Below are 593 nucleotides of genomic sequence, written 5' to 3'. Positions count from 1 at the left end.
TGGAGATGCGGAAGCACACGCCGGCCGGGTCGAAGGACAGATCCACCTCGCCCTTGAGGTCGTGCTTCAAGCCACGCTCCAGAAGACGCGTGCCGAACCCCTTGCGCGTGGGCGGCTGCACGGGCGGCCCACCAGCCTCTTGCCAGATGAGCTCAAGCAACTCCTGCTCCCCGCGTGTGCTGCGCCTCCAGGAAACCAGCACATTCCCAGCCAGCGCCGATAATGCCCCGTGCTTGAGCGCATTGGTACACAGCTCGTGCAACGCCATCGACAGCGCCAGTGCGCGCCGCGGATCCAGATGACAGGGCCCGCCCTGCAGTGTGAAGCGCTGACTGTCGTGCAACTCATACAGCGCAGCAGCATCGCGGGTCAGCTCCTGGATGTCGGCACTGATCCAGTTCTCGCGCGTCAGCGTGTCGTGCGCCCGCGACAGGGCCAGTAAGCGGGCATCGAGCTTTTCCTGTGCGTCGGCAAGGCTGGTGGCGTTGGTGAACGACTGTCGCGCCAACGATTGCACCATGACCAACGAATTCTTGACCCGATGGTTGAGCTCATTGATCAACAACTGCAGATGCTGTTCGTGCTGTTCGTGC

General features: G+C 62.9%; 1 protein-coding gene. It reads right to left on the bottom strand.

Translation table 11 applies throughout. The features are described 5' to 3' along the window. On the bottom strand, positions 1-593 hold a 593-nt coding region (locus tag XAXN_RS19980), incomplete at both ends, for a sensor histidine kinase (protein ID WP_134984948.1).

The organism is Xanthomonas axonopodis, from assembly GCF_001304695.1.
GTDB lineage: Bacteria > Pseudomonadota > Gammaproteobacteria > Xanthomonadales > Xanthomonadaceae > Xanthomonas > Xanthomonas axonopodis.
The sequence above is the reverse complement of the archived record's forward strand: the minus strand, read 5'-3'. Positions and strand labels throughout refer to the sequence as shown.